The sequence below is a fragment of the Mycobacterium sp. 4858 genome, assembly GCF_900240975.1.
In the GTDB taxonomy this organism is placed as follows: domain Bacteria; phylum Actinomycetota; class Actinomycetes; order Mycobacteriales; family Mycobacteriaceae; genus Mycobacterium.
Genome location: NZ_LT968776.1, coordinates 3,739,779 through 3,755,215, shown reverse-complemented (window position 1 = coordinate 3,755,215; position 15,437 = coordinate 3,739,779). Strand labels below are relative to the sequence as shown.

The following is a 15,437-nucleotide window of genomic DNA, read 5'->3' as shown; positions in this document are numbered from 1 at the left end:
GGTGCAGGCGCCCGCTGCGTCGCCGGCGCCGAAGCCGGCCGGGCCGCCGAACGCCGCCACGCCCAAGCCGCCTGGCCCCGTTGCGGGCGGCTGACCGTTCCAGCGGCGATCGCGAGCGCGGCGAAGCCGGGCGTAGCGGGTCGCCGCCGAACGGCGCGAGCGTCGCGCGCCTACACTCGGCGGTGATGTCCCGTCATGACGCTGCCGACTTGAGCGCGGCAATCCGCACCGCACTGGGGAAAGTGATCGACCCCGAACTACGGCGCCCCATCACCGAACTCGGCATGGTCAAGAGCATCGACACCGAGCCCGACGGGGGCGTGCACGTGGCGATCTACCTGACCACCGCCGCCTGCCCGAAGAAGACCGAGATCAGCGAACGGGTCACCCAGGCCGTCTCCGACGTGCCGGGCACCGGGGCCGTGAAGGTCACCCTGGACGTGATGAACGACGAGCAGCGCACCGAACTGCGCAAGCAGTTGCGCGGCGACGCCCGCGAGCCCGTCATCCCCTTCGCCCAGCCGAACTCGCTGACGCGCGTCTATGCGGTCGCGTCCGGCAAGGGCGGAGTGGGCAAGTCCACCGTCACAGTCAACCTGGCCGCGGCGATGGCGGCCCGCGGCCTGTCGGTCGGCGTGCTCGACGCCGACATCCACGGCCACTCGATTCCCCGGATGATGGGTACCACCGACCGGCCCACCCAGGTCGAGTCGATGATCCTGCCGCCCATCGCGCACGAGGTGAAGGTCATCTCCATCGCCCAGTTCACGGAGGGCAACACACCGGTGGTGTGGCGGGGGCCGATGCTGCACCGGGCGTTGCAGCAGTTCCTGGCCGACGTCTATTGGGGTGACCTGGACGTCTTGCTGCTGGATCTGCCGCCGGGCACCGGCGACATCGCCATTTCGGTGGCTCAGCTGATCCCGAGCGCCGAGCTGATGGTGGTCACGACGCCGCAGCTGGCCGCCGCCGAGGTCGCCGAGCGGGCGGGCAGCATCGCGATGCAGACCCGGCAGCGCATCGCCGGGGTGGTGGAGAACATGTCGGGCCTGACCCTGCCCGACGGCTCGACCATGCAGGTGTTCGGCGAGGGCGGCGGCCGACAGGTGGCCGAACGCCTGTCCCGCGCGGTCGGTGCCGATGTGCCGCTGCTGGGCCAGATCCCCCTCGATCCCGCGCTGGTGGCGGCCGGCGACTCCGGCACGCCGATCGTGCTGAGCGCCCCCGACTCCCCGGCGGGCAAGGAACTGCGCGGCGTGGCCGACAAGCTGTCGTCGCGCCGCCGCGGGCTGGCGGGCGTGTCGCTGGGTCTCGATCCGACGCGGCGCTAACCGAGACCCCGCGAGACCCGGTGGCGGCGACCCGCTTCGCCCGGCTCCGCCGCGCTTGCGATCGCCGCTATCCGATGGCGGCGACCCGCTTCGCCCGGCTCCGCCGCGCTTGCGATCGCCGCGCTTAGGTCGCGTCGGCGTCGAACGGCGTCTGTCCGGGGATGTGTGGTTGGGGTTGCGGTGGCGGCGCCGACGGCTCCGGCGGCGTGACCGCCGCCCCGTTGGCCGGTCTGTCGAAGTTCCCGGTGAGGAAGGAATCGTCGCCGTCGAGCAGGTGCTTGGTCAGGGCGGCGCGCGGAGTCATCCCCCGCAGTCTCTGCAGTTCGCTCAGCGGAACCCGCAGATCGTCGAACTCGGGCCCGAGGTCGTCGCGCAGCTGGGTGGTCACCCCACTGAGGTAGTCGCGAGCCTGGCGCAGCGCGGTCGACGTCCAGCGGATCGCGCCGGGAAGCCGCTCCGGGCCGAGGACCACCAACCCGACCACGACGAGGACCAGGATGTGCTCCCAGCTCAGGCTGCCGAACATCTAGCTGCCGTCGGGGTCGGGCTTGACGGTGAGGGTGACGTGCCGGCCGTCGCGGACCACCTCGATCGGGGAGTCCTGGCCGATGGTCAGCTGGCGCACGGCGACGACGAACTCGTCGGCATCGGCGACCGTGCGGTTTCCGACCTTGACGATGACGTCGTTCTCCAGGATTCCGCCCTTTTGCGCGGGGCTTCCCGCCTTCACGTTGGCGACCTGGGCCCCGGAGGCGATCGCGTTGCTCACCGAGCGGGTGCTGATCCCCAGCGTCGGGTGCACGATCTTGCCGTCCTTGATCAGCGTCTGCGCGACTTCCTTCGCCTCGTTGATCGGGATGGCGAAGCCGAGCCCACTGGCGCTGTCGGACAGGGACTTACCCGCGGTGTTGATGCCGATCACCTGCGAATCCATATCGATCAGCGGGCCACCGGAGTTGCCGTGGTTGATGGACGCGTCGGTCTGCAGGGCGTCGATGACGGTGTCGGTGTCCGAGCCCTCCCCCGACAACGGGACGGGCCGGTGCAGCGCGCTGATGATGCCGTGGGTCACGGTGCTGCGCAGGCCCAGCGGCGCACCGGCCGCGAGCACCTCGTCGCCGACGCGCACCTTGTCCGAGTCGCCGAACCGGGCCACGCTGAGGTTGTCGACGTTGTCGACCTTGAGCACGGCCAGGTCGGTCTTGGGGTCGCGGCCGACGAGGTTGGCCGGCACTTCCTTGCCGTCGTTGAACACCACGGTCGTCTTGAACTGGCTGGGGTTGTTGGCCGCCTCGGATATCACGTGGTTGTTGGTGACGATGTAGCCGCGACCGTCGACCACCACGCCGGAGCCCTGCAGGCCCTCCTGATCACTCTTGGACTCGATGGTCACCACCGAGTTGGCGGTCGCGGCCGCCACCTTCGCGAAGCGACCGGCCGGGCCTTCGCCGTTGCCGTTGGTCGACAGCGTCACCTTCGAGGTGGTGAAGGCCTCGGCCACCTCGGCCGTCTTGCGACCGACCACCCCGCCGATCACACCGATGAGCAACGCGATCAGCAGCAAGACGAGCAACGCCAGGTAGGACACCTTGCCGCCGAACAGCACATCGCGCACACCGAGCTTGCCGCCGTAGCCCTGCGGCCTCCGGGGTCCCGACGGGGCCACTGCCGGGGTGCCCAGCGCCGCCGCCGCCGCCGGGTCACGCCACGGATCGTCGGCCTCGTCCGGCTCGACACCGTCTTTCTCGGCCGCAAGCGCACCCGCGTCGACGGGGTGGCGCTGCAGCGAGTCGGGGCTGCCGACCGGCCGGCTGAACGCCTCCTGAAGCACGGGATCGGCCGGCTCGTCGTGGGGCCTGAACTCGCTCTGGTCCCGATACTTCGGCGGGCGGACGCGATCGGCCACGAAGGATCCGCGCAGCCCGTCGGGCCGGCTGAACAGTTGACGCGAGGCGGGGTCGACCGGCGGACGCGAGATGGGGCGCGGCGCCAAACGGTTGCCGCGGTTCTTGCCGCTGTCCTGCTTCTGGTCGAAGCCTTGATCGGAGGTCACGTTACCCCTTCGGATCCTCTTCTTGAGCGCTCGAGACGGGCCCTTCACCGGGCGAGATGTGCAACACCGGCGCGGTTGTGTCCACCCTAGTATCCACGGTTCGGCGCACCTCGCCCGTGAGCGCACGGGCGGCGTGCGCAAAATTCGGCCGGATCAATTGCGGGGATTTCGAAGAGGAGCTGTCGAGCTAGCGGCGCTTGCGCTGTTCACGGGCGTCGCGGTCAGCAAAACGGTCGGCCGCCCGGTTGCTCGCATCGTCGGGCGAATCGTAGGGAATCTCCGCCAGCATCCCGAGCAGCGTGCTCGGGATGCGGATCGGGTGCGAGTCCCGCAGCGCCGCACGCGCCCGGCTCTGATCGTCCACCTCTGCCGCGCACTGCGGGCACAGCGACAGGTGATGCGCGGCCCGCAGGTGCGCGTTCATCCGCAACTCACCGTCGACGAAGGCCGCTATGGCCTCCACGGAGAGGTGCTCGGTGGAACCGAACTGGCGCGGGGCGCCGACGGGCGCATCGCTTTGAGAGGCGAACTGAGCGGGAAGCCAGGAGAACGCACGCCGGAAGACATGTCCTCGATCGGGCATCGCCGGGTCCTTTCGTTGCGCCTACCCCTCGAATGTAGCGCGAGGCGGGGCGCAATACCCCGTCTGCAGGCGGCAAAACCGCTGGCATCGCGGGCCGTGGCAGGCCTGCGTTCGCCGGGCTACGCCGACTCGGCGTGCAGCGCGTTGCGGCCGGGACCGGGTTCGGGCTGCGCGGCCAGGTAGTCGCGCAGGGCCTGACGTCCGCGGTGGATGCGGCTACGCACGGTGCCGAGCTTCACGCCCAGCGTCGCGCCGATCTCCTCGTAGGACAGGCCCTCGATGTCACACAGCACGACCGCGGCGCGGAACTCCGGTGGCAGCGAATCCAGGGCCGCCTGCAGATCGGGGCCGAGCCGCGAATCGTGGTAGATCTCTTCGGGATTCGGCTCGTCGGCGGGCACCCGCTCGTAATCCTCGGGCAGCGCCTCCATCCGGATCCGGGCGCGCCGGCGCACCATGTCCAGGAACAGGTTGGTGGTGATGCGGTGCAACCACCCTTCGAACGTCCCGGGCTGGTAGTTCTGCACCGACCGGAAAACTCGGATGAACGTCTCCTGGGTGAGGTCCTCGGCGTCGTGCTGATTGCCGGAGAGGCGGTAGGCCAGCCGGTACACCCGGTCGGCGTGCTGACGCACCAGTTCGTCCCACGAGGGCATCGTGGACTTGTCCCCGGTCGCGTCGAAGACCGCGGTGCCCTGCAACCCGTCGGACGGCTCCACCCACTCGTCTGCGGGGCAGTCCTGCGCGTGCGACATGCTGGTCGGGCCCAAAAGCGTGGTGATGATCAGATCCTCCGAATCCGTCCTGCCCAAAAGCGACAAGTCGTCACCGGCGGCAACACGTGGCCGCCAGTCCGTATTCCCGTGCCAACGCGTTCCGCGATCCATAGGGACACCGTCGCGTATCGGCGTATGTGCGATATATGAACAATCTGAGCTCAACCTGAGAAACCGGATCGTTACCATCGCTGCGCAGGAGATATCCGCCGCGGGGGGAAGCTAAACGCCTCGACGTTGCCGGGCGTGTCGTGGCGGGGCGGCTTAGGCGTGCCACGCCGGGCCGCGCACCGAAGTGGAATACGCTGCGGGCATGGACGGCACCGACGCAGAAACCCCCGGCCAGCCGGCGCCCAGTCGAGCCGAATCCCTCTTCGCGCACGCCGAGGGGTCGATCTCGGAGGACGCGCTGCTGGCGGCCGCCCGCGAGCGCGCGATGGACATCGGCGCGGGCGCGGTGACCCCGGCGGTGGGTGCGCTGCTGAGCCTGTTGACCAAACTCAGCGGCGGCAAGGCCGTCGCCGAGGTGGGCACCGGTGCCGGGGTCAGCGGGCTGTGGCTGTTGTCCGGCATGAGCGACGACGGCGTCTTGACGACGATCGACATCGAGCCCGAGTATCTGCGGCTCGCCAAGCAGGCCTTCTCCGAGGCCGGGATCGGGCCGTCGCGCACCCGGTTGATCAGCGGCCGGGCCCAGGAGGTCCTCACCCGGCTGGCCGACGAGTCCTACGACCTGGTGTTCATCGACGCAGACCCGGTTGATCAGCCCGATTACGTCGTGGAGGGCGTGCGGCTGCTGCGACCCGGCGGCGTCATCGTGGTGCACCGGGCCGCCCTCGGGGGGCGTGCCGGCGATCCCGCCGCCCGCGACGCGGAGGTGATCGCGGTGCGGGAGGCGGCGCGGCTCATCGCGGAGGACGAGCGGCTCACCCCGGCGCTGGTGCCACTCGGCGACGGCATTTTGGCCGCCGTGCGCGATTAGTCCGCGCACCACACCCATACGGATTCTTGACCGATTCTTGACGCGCCACCCCCTTGACTCGCGACTGAACGCGCGTTTAGCGTACTGAACATGCGTTCAGCCGACTTGACCGCCGCCGCCCGGATCCGGGACGCGGCGATCGAACAGTTCGGCGAGCAGGGGTTCGGCGTCGGGCTGCGCGCGATCGCCGAAGCCGCAGGCGTGAGCGCCGCGCTGGTCATCCACCACTTCGGTTCCAAGGATGGCCTGCGCAAGGCGTGTGACGACTACATCGCCGAAGAGATCCGCAACAGCAAGTCCGAGGCGCTCAGGTCGAACGACCCCGCCACCTGGTTCGCCCAGATGGCCGAGATCGAGTCGTACGCGCCGATGATGGCCTACCTGGTCCGCAGCATGCAGTCCGGCGGAGAACTGGCGAACATGTTGTGGCACAGAATGATCGACAACGCCGAAGAGTATCTGGACGAGGGCGTGCGGGCAGGCACCATCAAGCCCAGCCGGGACCCGCACGCCCGGGCCCGGTACCTGGGCATCACCGGCGGTGGCGGCTTTCTGCTGTATCTGCAGATGCATGAAACCCCAACGGATATCCGGGCGGTCCTGCGCGACTATGCCCGCGAGATGGTGCTGCCCGCGCTGGAGATCTACACCGAAGGGCTGATGGTCGACCGCACCATGTACGACGCCTTCCTGGCCGCCGAAGATCAAGGAGAAACCGATGCCAGTTGACACTGCCGCGCCCATCGAAATCCGCGGCCTGACAAAGAGATTCGGCGCGGTGCACGCGCTCGACGGCCTCGACCTCACCGTGCGCGAAGGCGAGGTGCACGGCTTCCTCGGCCCCAACGGCGCGGGGAAGTCGACGACCATCCGCATCCTGCTGGGTCTGGTCAGGGCGGACGGCGGCACCGTGCGCCTCCTGGGCGGTGACCCATGGACCGACGCGGTGGAGCTGCACCGCCAGATCGCCTACGTGCCCGGCGATGTCACGCTGTGGCCGACGCTGACCGGGGGCGAGACCATCGACATGCTGGCCCGCATGCGCGGCGGCATCGATCACCGGCGCCGCGCCGAGTTGATCGAGCGCTTCGACCTCGACCCGCACAAGAAGGCGCGGACCTACTCCAAGGGCAACCGGCAAAAGGTCTCCCTGATCTCGGCCTTCTCCTCGCGAGCCCGCCTGCTGCTCCTTGACGAGCCCAGCAGCGGCCTGGACCCCCTGATGGAGAACGTCTTTCAGCAGTGCGTCGCCGAGGCGCGCGACCGGGGCACGACGGTTTTGTTGTCCAGTCACATCCTGGCCGAGACGGAAGCGCTGTGCGAAAGGGTGACCATCATCCGCGCCGGCAGGACCATCGAGAGCGGCTCGCTGGACTCCATGCGGCATCTCAGCCGCACTTCGATCAGGGCCGAGATGACCGGCGACCCCGGCGACCTCACCCGGATCAAGGGCGTAGCGGACGTCAGCGTCGAGGGTTACACGTTGCGCGCCCAGGTCGACAGCGAAAGCCTGGGCGAACTGATCCGCGCGCTCGGCGACGCCGGTGTGCGCAGCCTCGTCAGCCAGCCGCCGACGCTCGAGGAACTCTTCCTGCGCCACTACGACACGGCGGGCAGGGTGTCCGCATCATGACCACCGCAACCTTGGATCGGTCGCACCGTCCGGCCCACCCCGCGCCGCAACGCCGGCCGAACTTCACGGGAACGCTCGCAATGCTGCGGCTCTACCTGCGCCGCGATCGAATCTCACTGCCGCTGTGGGTGTTACTGCTGTCCGTGCCGCTGGCAACGGTGTACGTCGGCAGCATCGAAAAGGTCTACCCCACCCAGGCCGCACGCGCCGGGTTCGCCGCGTCCATCATGGCGAGCCCAGCACAGCGCGCGCTCTACGGCCAGGTCTACAACGACAGCCTTGGGGCCGTTGGCATTTGGAAGGCGGGGATGTTTCACCTGCTGATCTCGGTGGCCGTCATCCTGACCGTCATCCGGCACACCCGCGCCGACGAGGAGGCCGGCCGGACCGAACTCCTCGACTCCACCGCGGTCGGCCGCTACGCCGGCCTCAGCGCCGCGCTGCTGTTGTCCTTCGGGGCCAGCGTCGCCACCGGCGTGATCGGCGCGGCGGGACTGCTCACCACCGATGTCCCACCCGGCGGGTCGCTCGCGTTCGGCGCCGCGCTCGCTTGCTCTGGATTGGTGTTCACCGCGGTCGCCGCGGTGGCCGCCCAACTGTCACCGAGTGCGCGGACCGCCCGCGGGGCCGCGTTTGCGGTCCTGGCGGCCGCCTTCACGCTGCGCGCCCTCGGCGACGCCGGTTCCGGTTCGCTGTCGTGGCTCTCGCCCCTGGGGTGGTCGCTGCAAGTCCGGCCGTACGCGGGAGACCACTGGTCGGTGCTGGCGCTGCACGTGGCGACGACCGTCGCGCTGACTCTGGTGGCCTACCGCCTGCTGGCCGGCCGAGACGTCGGCGCCGGCCTCTTCGCCGAGCGCCCCGGTCCGGGCTCCGCGGCGCCCGCGCTGGGCAATGTATTCGGGCTGGCCTGGCGGCTGGACCGCGGCGCCCTGGTGCTGTGGACGGTGGGCCTCTGCCTGTATGGCGTGTTGCTGGGCAGCGTGGTGCACGGCATCGGCGACGAGCTCGGCAACAGCAACGCCGCGCGCGACATCGTCGTCCGGATGGGCGGCACCAACGCGTTGGCGGAGGCGTTCATCGCCGTCGCCTTCACCATGCTGGGCATGGCGGCCGCCGCATTCACCGTCTCGCTGACACTGCGGCTGCACCAGGAGGAAACGGCCCAACGAGCCGAGACCACCCTGGCCGGCGCGGTGTCGCGAACCCGTTGGCTGGCGAGCCACCTGCTGGCGGCGCTGCTCGGATCCGCGGTGGCGATGCTGGTCAGCGGTGTTGCCGCCGGGCTCGTCTACGGCGCCGCGGCGGGCGACGTCGGCGGCAAGCTGGCCGTCGTGATGGGCAGCGCGGCCGTCCAGCTGCCCGCCGTCTGGCTGCTGTCGGCGGTGACCGTCGCCGTGTTCGGTCTCGCCCCGCGATTCACCCCCGTGGCCTGGGGCGTTCTCGTCGGGTTCATCGCGTTGTACTTGATCGGGTCGTTGGCCGGCTTCCCGCAGTGGCTGCTCGACCTGGAACCGTTCGCCCACATCCCCCGGGTCGGCGCGGATTTCACCGGTGTGCCGCTGCTTTGGCTGTTGGCCATCGACACCGGACTGATTACGCTCGGTGTCATGGCCTTCCGACGCCGCGACCTGCGTAGCTAGAAGGCGTCGTGAAAACCGGTATCCGCGTGACGCTGAGGTCGCTCTGGGGGATCCTGTCGTTCGGGTTGATCCTCTTCGTGCCGGCGGGCACGTTGCGCTATTGGCAGGCATGGGTTTTCATCGCCGTCTTCATGGCGGCCACGATCGTCCCGGTGATCTACCTTGCGCGCCACAACCCCGCCGCGCTGCGGCGGCGCATGAACGCGGGCCCACGGGCCGAACCCCGGGCGGCCCAGAAATTCATCATCACCGGCTCGTTTCTGACCCTGTTCGTGACGATGGTGGTCAGCGCGCTCGATCACCGGTTCGGCTGGTCGTCGGTGCCGGCGTGGCTATGTGTGGTCGGCGACGTCCTGGTGGTGACGGGACTCGGGCTCGCCATGCTGGTGATCGTCCAAAACGGTTATGCCGCCGCCACCATCACCGTGGAGTCGGGCCAGACGCTGGTGACCGACGGACTCTACCGATTCGTGCGCCATCCCATGTACGTCGGAAACGTGATCATGATGATCGGCATGCCCTTGGCGCTCGGCTCCTATTGGGGACTGCTGTTCGTCCTCCCGGGCGGCGTCATGCTCGCACTGCGCATCCTCGACGAGGAAAAGCTGCTCACCGAGGAGCTGACCGGGTATCGCGAATACCGGCAGCGGGTGCGCTACCGGCTGGTGCCCTACATCTGGTAATCGCCAAGACGACCCGCCTAGGGTAGTCGCGTGGCCCGAAATCCCGCGCCCACCCTGGACCGGCCGTGGCGGCGGCCCGGTGCACTCCGGTACGCGGTGAGCCGCCTGCGCGGTCTGGCCACGCCCCCCGTCACCGTGACCGATCCGCCGGCCGGCCTACGCGTCGAGCGCGACGTGGGCGTGCCGACCCGCGACGGAACGGTGTTGCGGCTCAACGTGTTCCGGGAGGCCGTCGCGCCGGCCCGGCCGGTGATTCTGAGCATCCACCCCTATGGCAAGGACAACCTGCCGAAGCGGCGCGGCAGCAGGTGGACGTTCTCCGTGCAGTACCGGATTCTGCGCCAGCCTCGGCCGGTGACCTTCTCGGCTCTGACCGGTTGGGAGGCACCCGATCCGGCGTGGTGGACCGCGCAGGGGTTCGTGGTGGTGAACGCCGACGCCCGCGGCTGCGGCCACTCCGAGGGCACCGGAAGGCTGTTGTCGCGCCGGGAGGCCGAGGACACCTACGACGTCGTGCAGTGGATTGCCGACCAGCCGTGGAGCGACGGGCGGGTCGTCATGCTGGGCGTGTCGTACCTGGCCATCAGCCAGTACGCCGTCGCGGCGCTGCGCCCCCCGGCACTGAAGGCCATCTGTCCCTGGGAGGGCTTCACCGACGCCTACCGCGACCTGACCTTTCCGGGTGGCGTCCGGGAGCGGGGCTTCACCCGCATGTGGTCGCGGATCGTGCGACGCGACACCCGGCAGGCCTACGACCTGGAGCGCATGCAGGACGCCCACCCGCTGCGCGACGAGTTCTGGCGCTCCCTGGTGCCGGAGCTGTCCGCCATCGACGTGCCGATGCTGGTGTGCGGCAGCTTCTCCGACAACAACCTGCACAGCCGGGGCTCCATCCGCGCGTTCACGGACGCCGGTTCCAGGCACGCCCGCCTGTACACTCACCGCGCGGGGAAATGGGCGACCTTCTATTCCGGGCCCGCGTTGGCCGAGCAGCTGAAGTTTTTCCGCGCCGCGCTGGACGGGGCGCCCGGTTCGCGCAGCGTCCGCCTCGAGGTCCGTGAAGACCGCGACACCGTCGCTGCAGTGCGCGAAGAAGCCGACTGGCCGCTGGCGCGCACCCGTTGGCGGCCTTTGTATCTCGACACGGGCGGGGCACTGGCCGCCCGGCGCCCGGCGCAGCCGGGCAGCATCACATTCGAAACCCGTGCTGCGGCGGCCGCTTTCAGCTGGACGGTTCCCGCGGATGTCGAGTTGACGGGGCCGATGGCGGCGCGGTTGTGGGTCCAATTGCACGGTTGCGACGACGCCAACCTGTTCGTCGGCGTGGAGAAGTGGCGCTCCGGCAGGTTCGGGGACCGGTTTGTCGCATTCGAGGGCTCGTACGGCTACGGGCGCGACCGGGTGAGCACCGGTTGGCAGCGAGTCGCGCTGCGCGCGCTGGACCCCGACCTGTCCAGGCCGTGGGAACCCGTGGCCGCATGCACCGACCCGCAGCCCGTCGCGGCCCACGAGGTCGTCGAGGTCAACGTCGCGCTGGGCCCGTCGGCGACCCTGTTCCGCGCCGGTGAGCGGTTGCGGCTGGTGGTCGCCGGCCGCTGGTTGTGCCCGCGGAACCCGCTCACCGGCCAACTCCCCGCGGCCTACGCCGGCTCGCCGCGCGGTCGCGTCACACTGCACTGGGGCCCGCGCCACGATGCGCACCTGCTGGTCCCGGAGATTCCGTAGCTGGCGGCTAGATCCAGACGCCCTTGCCCACGGCGACCACACCGCCGGCGCTGATCGCGAAGCGCTCCCGGTCCTTCTCCAGGTCCACGCCGACCATCTCGCCGGGGCCGACGACGACGTTCTTGTCCAGGATGGCGTGGCGCACCACCGCGCCCCGGCCGACCCGGGCGCCCGGCATGATCACACTGCCCTCGACGATCGCGCCGTCGTCGACCACGACGTTGGACGACAGCACCGAATTGCGCACCGAGGCCGCCGAGATGATGCTGCCGGCGCCCACGACCGACTCCTGCGCCGAGCCGCCGTTGACGAATTTGGCCGGCGCCAGGTTCTCGGACTCGCCGCGAATCGGCCAGCGCTTGTTGTAGAGGTTGAACACCGGGTGCACCGACACCAGGTCCATGTGGGCGTCGTAGAACGCGTCCAGCGTCCCCACGTCACGCCAGTACCCTCGGTCGCGATCGGTGGCGCCCGGTACCTCGTTGTCCTTGAAGTCGTAGACCGCTGCCATCCCGTCGGCCACGAGGCGCGGGATGATGTCGCCGCCCATGTCGTGGTCGGAGTGGTCGTCGTCGGCGTCGGCGCGTATCGCGTCGATGAGCACCTTCGTGGTGAAGATGTAGTTGCCCATCGACACGAACGTCGAGTCCGGGTCGTCCGGTGTGCCCGGCGGATCCAACGGCTTCTCCACGAAAGCGCGGATGCGCCCGGAATCGTCGGCGTCGATGCACCCGAACGCGCTGGCCTCGCTGCGCGGCACCCGGATGCCGGCCACCGTTGCGCCGGCCCCGCTTTCGATGTGGAACTGGACCATCTGCTCGGGGTCCATCCGATACACGTGGTCGGCGCCGAAAACGACTATGTAGTCGGGGTCTTCGTCGTAGATCAGATTGAGTGACTGGTAGATCGCGTCGGCGGAGCCGGTGTACCAGCGCGGGCCCAGGCGCTGCTGCGCGGGCACCGGGGTGATGTACTCACCGGCCAGACCGGACAGCCGCCAGTTCTGCGAAATATGACGGTCAAGTGAATGCGACTTGTACTGAGTGAGAACGCAGATCCGCAAATAGCGGGCATTGACGAGGTTGGACAGCACGAAATCGATCAGCCGGTATGCGCCACCGAAGGGAACTGCGGGCTTGGCCCGGTCCGCGGTCAGCGGATACAGCCGCTTGCCCTCACCGCCGGCCAGGACAATGCCCAGCACGTGTGGCGCTTCCCTCATGGTTCAAACCTATCGGCCGTCGCGAAACGCTGCCAGAGGGACCGTGCTAATTGGCGATCTTCTGTGCGGCTGTCCGTCAAGGTATTTGGTTCCCGGGGTTCCGGCCATCGATTCTCGGCCCGAGTCGCGGGCCTCGTCGTCACCGAACTACCGTGCGGGTATGCGGGTGGCGATGATGACTCGGGAGTACCCACCAGAGGTCTACGGGGGCGCCGGTGTACATGTCACCGAACTGGTCGCCCAGCTGCGCCGATTGTGCGCGGTCGATGTGCACTGCATGGGCGCGCCCCGGCCGAACGCCTCCGTGCACCAGCCTGATCCGCGCTTGCGGGGCGCCAACCCCGCGCTGACGACGTTGTCCGCGGACCTGATGATGGCCAACGCCGCGTCGGCGGCCGACGTCGTCCATTCGCACACCTGGTACACCGGCATGGCCGGGCACCTGGCCGCGTTGCTCTACGACGTCCCCCACGTCCTGACCGCCCATTCGCTCGAGCCGCTGCGGCCGTGGAAGGCCGAACAGCTCGGCGGTGGCTATCGCGTGTCGACGTGGGTGGAGCACACGGCGGTTCAGGCCGCGCACGCCGTCATCGCGGTCAGCTCCGCGATGCGTGAAGACATTGTGCGGGTCTATCCCGCCCTGGACCCCAGCCTGGTGCACGTCGTCCGCAACGGCGTCGACACGGACGTCTGGTATCCGTCCGGGCCGATGGAAACCGGGTCGGTGCTGGCCGAACTCGGGGTCGACCCGCACCGGCCCACCGTGGCGTTCGTCGGCCGGATCACCCGGCAGAAGGGTGTGGCCCACCTGGTTGCGGCGGCGCACCGGTTCGCCCCCGAGGTGCAGGTGGTGCTGTGCGCGGGCGCCCCCGACACTCCGGAGATCGCCGACGAGATCCGGTCCGCGGTGGAACGGCTGACCGACCACCGGCAGGGCGTGTTCTGGATCAGGGAGATGCTGCCCATCGGCGAGATCCGCGAAATACTCTCGGCCGCAACGGTTTTCGTCTGTCCATCGGTGTATGAGCCGCTGGGTATCGTGAACCTGGAGGCGATGGCGTGCGCGACGGCCGTGGTGGCCTCCGATGTCGGGGGGATACCCGAGGTGGTCGTCGACGGGGTGACGGGTTCACTGGTGCATTACGACGCCGGCGACCCGACCGGCTACGAGGCGAGGCTGGCCGAAGCGGTCAATGATCTCGTCGCCGACTCCGAGAAGGCGAAGCGCTACGGCGAGGCGGGACGCCAGCGCTGCGTCGAGGAATTCTCCTGGGCCCGCGTCGCCGAGCAGACCCTGGACATCTACCGAAAGGTGTGTGCGTAGCGGCGGCCGTCCGCCGGCACGTCTCAGCTGGAGCTCGTGACACCCTTGAGTTCGTCACCGAGGGCTGCGGCTTCGTCGGGCGTCAGCTCGACGACCAGTCGACCGCCACCCTCAAGTGGTACCCGCATCACGATGCCGCGCCCCTCCTTGGTTGCTTCCAGAGGACCGTCGCCGGTCCGGGGCTTCATCGCCGCCATCGAGTGCTCCCTCCAGGTTCGAGCTGGCCCGCCTTTGCGGACCTGGTCGGCGCCGAGCATGCCCCGCCAGCGATTTTCCAGCCATACCCGACATCGAACTGCCAAATCACCCCCCCATTGTTCCCTATCCAGGTCACGAGTTGTACAAAGACCCGGCTCTGCGGGCTTAGCGGGCGGCTGAACCCGACCGCCCGCCCCGCATCGTCACCGGGCAGAACCTGATTGCCCGCCTCCTCAGCGGGCCGCAGGCGGCCCGCATCGTCACCGGGCAGAACCTGATTGCCCGCCTCCTCAGCGGGCCGCAGGCGGCCCGCATCGTCACCGGGCAGAAGGCACCCAGCAGCCCCGGACATGGTCATCGACCATCCCGGTCGCCTGCATCAGCGCATAGGCGGTGGTCGGCCCGACGAAGCGGAATCCGCGCCGCTTGAGCTCACGCGCCATCGCCTTCGATTCCTCGCTGGCCGAAGGAATCTCGGAGCCGTCAGCGGGCCGGGGACGCGATTCGGGCGCAAAGGACCACAGCAGCTTCGACAGGTCCGCCGCACTTCCCAGCTCGGCCGCGGCGCGCGCGTTGGCGATAGTCGCGTCGATCTTGGCCCGGTTGCGCACGATGCCGGTATCCGCCATCAGCCGCTGTACGTCGTCTTCGGTGTAGCCGGCGACCCGCTCGAAATCGAACCCGGCGAAAGCCCGCCGGAAGTTCTCCCGCTTGCGCAGGATGATCAGCCACGACAGCCCGCTCTGGAAGGCCTCCAGGCTCATCCGCTCGAACAGCGCCACCCCGTCGTGCACCGGGCGACCCCACTCCTGGTCGTGGTAGTCGCGGTACATCTGGAAATCGGGTCCGGGGCGAATGGCCGCCCAACCACACCGAACCAGCCCGTCATCGCTCACATCTAGTCCAGACGTTCCTCGCGGTCCCCGGGTTCCACGGCCTCGGGCTCGCCTTCGGGTGACGCCGGGGCGTGCACCGCGGCCAGCTCACCGCGCAGCGCCTCGAGCTCGCGGGCCAGCCGGTCCAGCACCCAGTCCACCTCGCTGGTCTTGTATCCGCGCAGCACCTGGGTGAATTTGACGGCGTCGACGTCGGCGCCCGTCACGCCGTAGGCGGGCAACACCGTCGCGGTGGTCCCCCGCGGCAGGGGCGGCAGCTGCTCGCCCCGACCGAACAACAGACTCGCCGCGCCGAACAGCACGATCGCCACCAGCACCAGAACCACCAGGTAGAGCAACACCAATGCCACGCCGTCGATACTGCACTATGCGACCGACACCGCGACGAAGC

16 protein-coding genes are annotated in these 15,437 nt (G+C 69.2%); 8 read left to right on the top strand and 8 right to left on the bottom strand.

Annotated features, from left to right (window positions below):
- The first annotated feature begins 185 nt into the window (after positions 1-185).
- Positions 186-1,331: an Mrp/NBP35 family ATP-binding protein gene (locus tag C1737_RS26500; RefSeq protein WP_102419852.1), complete on the top strand. Its 1,146-nt coding sequence runs from the start codon at positions 186-188 to the stop codon at positions 1,329-1,331.
- Between the two features lie 124 nt (positions 1,332-1,455).
- On the opposite strand, the gene tatB is transcribed toward C1737_RS26500, so the two are convergent.
- The 4 genes from tatB to sigE form a co-directional block, all read right to left on the bottom strand.
- Complete coding sequence (gene tatB / locus C1737_RS26490) at positions 1,456-1,857, bottom strand: Sec-independent protein translocase protein TatB (RefSeq protein WP_068099097.1); 402 nt, start codon at positions 1,855-1,857, stop codon at positions 1,456-1,458.
- Positions 1,858-3,384: a S1C family serine protease gene (locus C1737_RS26485; protein WP_068099096.1), complete on the bottom strand. Its 1,527-nt coding sequence runs from the start codon at positions 3,382-3,384 to the stop codon at positions 1,858-1,860. It abuts the gene before it with no gap.
- Positions 3,385-3,571: 187 nt separating this feature from the next.
- Positions 3,572-3,967, bottom strand: coding sequence for an anti-sigma E factor RseA (rseA, locus tag C1737_RS26480; protein ID WP_068099095.1), 396 nt, complete (start codon positions 3,965-3,967; stop codon positions 3,572-3,574).
- A 119-nt stretch (positions 3,968-4,086) separates the two neighbouring features.
- Entirely contained in the window at positions 4,087-4,854 is a 768-nt protein-coding gene (gene sigE / locus C1737_RS26475) for an RNA polymerase sigma factor SigE (protein ID WP_068099094.1), read from the bottom strand.
- A gap of 202 nt (positions 4,855-5,056) precedes the next feature.
- Between sigE and C1737_RS26470 the strand changes: the two genes are divergently transcribed.
- The 6 genes from C1737_RS26470 (at position 5,057) to C1737_RS26445 (ending at position 11,406) form a co-directional block, all read left to right on the top strand.
- The gene (locus C1737_RS26470; protein ID WP_067927846.1) at positions 5,057-5,725 is read left to right on the top strand and encodes an O-methyltransferase; all 669 of its coding nucleotides are present in this window, start codon (positions 5,057-5,059) and stop codon (positions 5,723-5,725) included.
- Between the two features lie 90 nt (positions 5,726-5,815).
- Positions 5,816-6,454, top strand: a complete 639-nt coding sequence (locus C1737_RS26465; RefSeq protein WP_102419851.1) for a TetR/AcrR family transcriptional regulator — start codon at positions 5,816-5,818, stop codon at positions 6,452-6,454.
- Positions 6,444-7,358: an ABC transporter ATP-binding protein gene (locus tag C1737_RS26460; protein ID WP_067927840.1), complete on the top strand. Its 915-nt coding sequence runs from the start codon at positions 6,444-6,446 to the stop codon at positions 7,356-7,358. Before C1737_RS26465 ends, C1737_RS26460 begins: the two co-directional genes overlap by 11 nt.
- Positions 7,355-8,998 carry an ABC transporter permease gene (locus C1737_RS26455; RefSeq protein WP_102419850.1) on the top strand — a complete coding sequence of 548 codons (1,644 nt, stop codon included), beginning with the start codon at positions 7,355-7,357 and terminating at the stop codon, positions 8,996-8,998. The genes C1737_RS26460 and C1737_RS26455 overlap by 4 nt, the downstream gene beginning before the upstream one ends.
- Before the next feature lie 8 nt (positions 8,999-9,006).
- Positions 9,007-9,681, top strand: a complete 675-nt coding sequence (locus C1737_RS26450) for an isoprenylcysteine carboxylmethyltransferase family protein (RefSeq protein WP_068098816.1) — start codon at positions 9,007-9,009, stop codon at positions 9,679-9,681.
- 30 nt (positions 9,682-9,711) lie between these two features.
- Positions 9,712-11,406 carry a CocE/NonD family hydrolase gene (locus C1737_RS26445; protein WP_102419849.1) on the top strand — a complete coding sequence of 565 codons (1,695 nt, stop codon included), beginning with the start codon at positions 9,712-9,714 and terminating at the stop codon, positions 11,404-11,406.
- A gap of 7 nt (positions 11,407-11,413) precedes the next feature.
- Here C1737_RS26445 and glgC read toward each other — a convergent pair whose 3' ends face one another.
- On the bottom strand, positions 11,414-12,628 hold the full coding sequence (gene glgC / locus C1737_RS26440) for a glucose-1-phosphate adenylyltransferase (protein WP_067927831.1): 1,215 nt from the start codon (positions 12,626-12,628) through the stop codon (positions 11,414-11,416).
- Between the two features lie 160 nt (positions 12,629-12,788).
- Between glgC and glgA the strand changes: the two genes are divergently transcribed.
- Positions 12,789-13,952: a glycogen synthase gene (gene glgA / locus C1737_RS26435; protein ID WP_102419848.1), complete on the top strand. Its 1,164-nt coding sequence runs from the start codon at positions 12,789-12,791 to the stop codon at positions 13,950-13,952.
- A gap of 23 nt (positions 13,953-13,975) precedes the next feature.
- Here glgA and C1737_RS26430 read toward each other — a convergent pair whose 3' ends face one another.
- The 3 genes from C1737_RS26430 to C1737_RS26415 all read right to left on the bottom strand — a co-directional run bounded on the left by C1737_RS26430 (position 13,976) and on the right by C1737_RS26415 (position 15,396).
- Positions 13,976-14,149: a DUF3117 domain-containing protein gene (locus tag C1737_RS26430; protein WP_003878471.1), complete on the bottom strand. Its 174-nt coding sequence runs from the start codon at positions 14,147-14,149 to the stop codon at positions 13,976-13,978.
- Positions 14,150-14,467: 318 nt separating this feature from the next.
- Positions 14,468-15,046: a DNA-3-methyladenine glycosylase I gene (locus C1737_RS26420; protein ID WP_102419846.1), complete on the bottom strand. Its 579-nt coding sequence runs from the start codon at positions 15,044-15,046 to the stop codon at positions 14,468-14,470.
- A 2-nt stretch (positions 15,047-15,048) separates the two neighbouring features.
- Positions 15,049-15,396, bottom strand: a complete 348-nt coding sequence (locus tag C1737_RS26415; protein ID WP_068098186.1) for a DivIVA domain-containing protein — start codon at positions 15,394-15,396, stop codon at positions 15,049-15,051.
- Between the last annotated feature and the right edge of the window lie 41 nt (positions 15,397-15,437).